Genomic DNA, 5,301 nt, shown 5'->3' with positions numbered 1-5,301 from the left:
ATCTAAAGTAGTATATTTCTGAGTATGTACGTCCCAAAAAATGTATAAATAACTTGTATCATGTCTAATTTCAGTTATATCTATTTGTCCTATAAAGAAAAGGGGCTTATTATTTATTATTGGCCACTCAGGAGATTGAAGCCATTTAGGTCTATTTTTTAAAAATTTGAAATCTTTCTTAATTTGTAATTTTAGGGCTTTTTCTAAATTTTTGCCTTTTTCGTTTTTATATTTTTCCATGATTAATTGGAAATAAGACTCGTTGAGAGATAACCAATTTGGTTGAATTTTTAAAAATAAGTTATATTTTTTACTAGCACTATTATTATAGACAAAACTAATATTTCTTTTTTCTAGAAATAATGCGAGCATACTTTTACTATCAAGCTCTCCAGATGGGCATAATAAATCAATTTCAAGAAGAGCGTAAAAAAGATTTACGGTCTTAATATATGATGGAAATTGTGTTTCTTCAGATAAAATATTCTCTATATCCTTATTATAATATAGTTCTTTTTGAAAATTATGTGGAGAAAGTGAACCTTCTACATATTCTTTAATAATAGTCATAGAATCCATTTTAGTTATTTCCTAAATTTCTATATGGATCAAGTTTAGAGTGCTGTTCTCTCGTAACTTCACGAAGATTAATAGGATTGTTTACATTTGCACCCCCATTGCGTTGAGGATTGTGATGGTGTAATTCCATAGGATTGCCATTTGCGTCAAGAGGGGCATTTCCCTTTTTAATGCGATCAAGGTTTCCACTACTGAATTCTTGTGAAGTTCCTTTTGTAGCTTCATACCGATTTTTCCAATATCTTTTCCTTACAACTTCCCAAGACAGATTATTACCATTAGTGAGCAGTTTATCAATAGCGTCACCTCGTAGCTATATTTCAGTCCGCGGAAGCTGAGCAGCTGATTAAAGCGGATCAGGTTTTAGTTGCTTTTTTCTTCACTTTATATTTATATAATGACATCTGTGCGAATATAGTACTATCCAATTTTATACTAATAAAAATTAAAATTATCTTAATTAAATATTTTTATTCATGTATATTGCCGATTTTATTATTAATCCAGAAAATCATCTAGTTCAAGATAATAAATCACAGCCTCCAGTAAATCGTATTCAGAATTATTTTTTCTGATACTAAATTAACCTTATAATGAAACAAAAAATACTTTTTATTCAATGCTATCATTTTCCTCATCAAGAACACTGATAAAAAGATTGCGTATCTTTTGACTAAAACTTGAATTTTCAGGTTCTTCTGGCAATACAAGTACGTAAGCAAATAAACTATTAAAACGTAAATCTATATCATAAGGTTTAAAACTAATATTACTTTCATCTTCGATTTCAAATAAAGTTGCCTTTGCTTTGAATGGTGTTTTTTGTGCTTGTATCATAAAACAGCCTTCCCCTTGCATATCAATATTATAACCATGCTCTAAATGATATTCATACATTTCTTTATTTTTATAACAAAATAGAAGTTTATCATTCTTATAATACTTATCATTCTGATATGCAGTATATTCGTACTTGTAATTAATGGCTGACACTTTTTTTTTCCATTCAGAGAATACGAAATCTATGGGTTTATTAGTATAAAATTCGTACAAATAACCAGTCCATTCTGCCATATACACCTCCAAAATTATTTATTGCCTTTAGAACATACTTCCCCATGTTTTACATCTCTTTTAAATTTATTGTTTTTATCTCTAAGCTGAACATCTTCTTCTATAGTTTGTCTGCGCCACTTTCCTGAATCATTTGCAGCCCGTCCCACAGGAAGGTGGTGCGGTTGCATGGCTTTCCGTCACGGTCCAGCCGGTGTTTTTCAATCCGCCGGCCGAGGGCATCGTAGACGTAGCCATAGCGTTCAGTATGGTAGCTGTTCGACGTACTTCGGTCAGGCCATATTCGGCATCGTAACAGGATTATTTAACAGTTCACGGGTGTATATTTATTATACGTCATTTGAATATTTTTGAGATTTTTTATTGTGAGCTAAAATAATTTATTAATCTTCTTCTTTAGCAAATCTGATCGCTTCTTTTAATCTCCTTTTAATTATCTTATTTTTCATATTTTTTTTCATATTTTTTTTTATTTTTTAATAATTTGTCTAATTCTTCTTCACCCAGTATGTCCTTTATATCAGTAAACATTATGTCAAGATCTTCAACTGGGTCTGTAATAGCACGAGAAATATTCCGAGATAAATACCAGGATTTTATAATATCTAGTGCTTCTTCTTTATTGATTTTTAATAATAATTCGAATGCTGGTTGCAACATAGTTTTTGAAGATATTAAATTTTCCAGTAAATAAGTCGCTTTGGAAACATCAGCATGTTCGACAAAGTATTCCTTTTCCTGATCGTTTGTTATTGCTTTAGATAAATTATGATAGGCAGTGATATATTCTTGAATAGCATCAATTATCATCTTGATTTTTCCTTTTCGAAAATATTATATTCAAATATATAAACTTTAAGTTTATTGATACCCTTAACATTCTTATTAAGGATTTAAATTATACTAATCCAGAATATTTCTATTGAATCCATTAGTCTTTATTGAGGGCAAACTTAATTGCTTCTTTCACTTTCTTATTTCTTTTGTTTGCCGGTCGAAATTCTTTGCATTTTAATACTTTGATTAATTCTTCTTTTCCTAGAATATTTTTAATCTCAGTAAACATTGTTTTAAGATTATGTACTTTATTATCAATATGATTTGCCAGATCTTGCTCCAGATAATAATCTTTGATAAAAGCCAATGCTGCATCTTTATTTAGTCTTAATAACAATTCAAATTGAAGTATACTCCATTGTTTATTATATCTTAATAACTCTTCCAACAACAAAGTCCCTTCAGAAATACTGATATTATCTAAAAAATATTTTTGCTCTTGGTGATTTCTGAGTTCTAGCCGTAATTTTTCTTTTGCCTCGAAATATTTTTGTAAAATTTCTATTAACATTTTCTTTCCTTTCTATGCCCAACGATTGCTTAAGATTCGAAATTAAAACTACTTCTAATTTTCCATTCTGGCCATCCTTTCTTTGTCGGTGATTTATATGTCACATCTAAATTACGATTATCAATATAATAATCTGCTCCTAGGGCACTGGTTGCATTTCTTATATAATCTGGGTTTCTTGCCTCTAGATGTATTGAAGTTGCACTTATTCCCCCTATAGGGTCTTTTGGATCAAATGTAAATCCATGTCTTTTAAAATTCTTGAACTCTTTGCTTGACATAAATCGACGAACTATTCGGGGTTTTTGGGGACCACCATCTATAAGATTACTCTTCGACAATCCCCATGGATCAGACCAAATCAGCGCATTGGGCGCATACTGATACAGATTAAAGCCACCCAGAAATCCAATCGGATCAGTTTACATAAAGCGAGCTGTATCAGGATCATAGTACCACAAAGTATTGTAGTGCAGTCCGGTTTCTGTATTTAAATACTGTCTCTGATACCTCAGGTTCTGTACTTGGTAATTTGCTTATTCCTTGATTATCTGTGCGTACAATTATGCATATAATCAAACTAGAAAAGATTTTTTAAATTATTTGATAGCTTATATCAAAGAAATATAACTAGTATATTATATCAATATTGACAATTAATTATTGAATCGGATTTAAAGTGTTAAATTTTTGCTAGAATATTTTATTATTTATTTATATTAATAACTTAATTTAACTATAATCAAAATGGCTATATAGATTTAATTATTAAAATAATAAATCTATAGTGTTTTTAAATAATTAAAACCTTCAAGATTTTCACTATATCCAACCTTAATCAAATCATTTTTTATTATCCTTAATAAATTATTCCATTCATTTATAAATTCTACTGTTGGAACTATAAGAATAGTTTCCTCTTTATTATCACAAGGTTGATGATTAGAAAATTCAACAGTGATCCATTTAGGTAATATCCTTAAATTTTCAGATTCAACTTGAATGAACCACTCAGCAGTGAACGTACTGGAAAGAAATGATATAGATAACTCTTGTTCATTTCTTTTTAATGCGGTAAGCATAAAAATAATATCATTATACATCTCACTAATATCACCACGTCTATCTAAGGGAATAACAAAATCATTCCACCATAATGAAATATCATAAGAATAATCAGAGTATGTTGAATGTATTGCCTCAGCAACAGTTTCATCATCATAATCAATTTTACCTAATAATACATTGTTATTTATTTTTATTCTAAACATAGCTAATATTCTCAGTAAATGGGCTCTGCTGTTTTTGAGTTTATAGGGAAACCATGAAAAGTACCATTCCCATTATTTCGAACTCTAATCATATCTGGAATATCTATTGTCCCATCAACATTATATACAACTGATTTATGATCAGGATTAATAGGAAAGTCTTTCATTTCACCCGGTTTCAACTTGGCAGCCTGCTGCCCTGCATATTCTAAATCAGCTTTATTTCCCCACTTCCCCTGAGGTCGAGGAGGTTGGCCTGTTCTCTGTGATTGCCTTATAGCCCTATTAATAGCATCATTTTGCGTCCACTTAATACCATGCTCTTTTCCTCTAAAATATCCCTTTTCTGGTTTTAAAGAACCACAACTCCAACCCTACGGATCAATCCAAGTCAACCCATTAGGTGCATACTGATACAGATTAAACCCACCCAGCAACCCAATCGGGTCTGGCTGAGTAAATCTACCTATATCCGGATCATAATACCTGAAAGTATTGTAATGTAAGCCGGTTTCTCTGTCTAAATATTGTCCCTGATATCTGAGGTTTTGCTCTATTGATTCGTGCTCAATTTCATGAATCCGTTTCCCCCATAACTGAAAGCTGCATTCCCACAGTATTTTACCGTTTTCGTCGGTCAGCTCTTCCGGACAGCCGTTCAGGTCAGTGTGGAAGTAGCGGATATGTTGTTCTTGATTGCCGTCTGTGTCTATCCGCGCCAGTGGTTCGTAGCTGTTCTGATCTGTATAGATATACAGGCTGGTAGGGTGATTCGGGCCGGTTTCCTGAATCATTCTTAACCCGTCCCACAGGAAGCGGGTACGGTTGTAAGGTTTTCCTTCGCGGTCTATTTGATGTTTTTCAATACGCCGGCCAAGGGCGTCATAGAGGTAGCGGTATCGTATTGCAGGGTTTCCCAGTATCTCTGGTTGCGACAGTCTTAATTTACGTCCGTAAGTTTACATATTCTTCAAAAAAAAATCTGAATGACGGTGCAAGAACGTTTGATATTTTTCTTGAGAAAAGATC

Annotated in this window: 8 protein-coding genes and 3 pseudogenes; all 11 read right to left on the bottom strand. The window is 32.0% G+C overall.

What is annotated here, in order from left to right; translation table 11 throughout:
• Positions 1-579, bottom strand: a 579-nt coding sequence (locus B6C99_RS12655) for a hypothetical protein (RefSeq protein WP_086360153.1), incomplete at its 3' end; no start/stop codon positions are given.
• A 1-nt stretch (position 580) separates the two neighbouring features.
• Positions 581-751 carry an HNH/ENDO VII family nuclease gene (locus tag B6C99_RS13800; protein WP_371265847.1) on the bottom strand — a complete coding sequence of 57 codons (171 nt, stop codon included), beginning with the start codon at positions 749-751 and terminating at the stop codon, positions 581-583.
• A gap of 440 nt (positions 752-1,191) precedes the next feature.
• The gene (locus B6C99_RS12645; protein WP_086360151.1) at positions 1,192-1,653 is read right to left on the bottom strand and encodes a hypothetical protein; all 462 of its coding nucleotides are present in this window, start codon (positions 1,651-1,653) and stop codon (positions 1,192-1,194) included.
• 14 nt (positions 1,654-1,667) lie between these two features.
• Positions 1,668-1,823, bottom strand: a complete 156-nt coding sequence (locus tag B6C99_RS13220) for a hypothetical protein (RefSeq protein ID WP_158092485.1) — start codon at positions 1,821-1,823, stop codon at positions 1,668-1,670.
• A pseudogene (locus B6C99_RS13795) lies at positions 1,775-1,947 on the bottom strand (hypothetical protein); the annotation flags it as partial. The pseudogene B6C99_RS13795 and the gene B6C99_RS13220, both read right to left, overlap by 49 nt.
• Positions 1,948-2,091: 144 nt before the next feature.
• Positions 2,092-2,463, bottom strand: a complete 372-nt coding sequence (locus B6C99_RS12635; RefSeq protein WP_086360150.1) for a hypothetical protein — start codon at positions 2,461-2,463, stop codon at positions 2,092-2,094.
• Positions 2,464-2,584: 121 nt separating this feature from the next.
• Complete coding sequence (locus B6C99_RS12630; RefSeq protein WP_086360149.1) at positions 2,585-3,001, bottom strand: hypothetical protein; 417 nt, start codon at positions 2,999-3,001, stop codon at positions 2,585-2,587.
• Between the two features lie 29 nt (positions 3,002-3,030).
• Entirely contained in the window at positions 3,031-3,282 is a 252-nt protein-coding gene (locus B6C99_RS12625) for a hypothetical protein (protein WP_086360154.1), read from the bottom strand.
• Positions 3,283-3,336: 54 nt separating this feature from the next.
• Positions 3,337-3,522, bottom strand: a pseudogene (locus B6C99_RS13790) (RHS repeat-associated core domain-containing protein); the annotation flags it as partial.
• 261 nt (positions 3,523-3,783) lie between these two features.
• The gene (locus B6C99_RS12615) at positions 3,784-4,272 is read right to left on the bottom strand and encodes a hypothetical protein (protein WP_086360148.1); all 489 of its coding nucleotides are present in this window, start codon (positions 4,270-4,272) and stop codon (positions 3,784-3,786) included.
• Between the two features lie 377 nt (positions 4,273-4,649).
• Positions 4,650-5,171, bottom strand: a pseudogene (locus B6C99_RS12610) (RHS repeat domain-containing protein); the annotation flags it as partial.
• Positions 5,172-5,301: the final 130 nt, after the last annotated feature.

The organism is Gilliamella sp. N-G2 (assembly GCF_002142215.1).
In the GTDB taxonomy this organism is placed as follows: Bacteria; Pseudomonadota; Gammaproteobacteria; order Enterobacterales; family Orbaceae; genus Gilliamella.
Note: the sequence above shows the minus strand (reverse complement) of the source record. Positions and strands in the feature narration are given on the sequence as shown.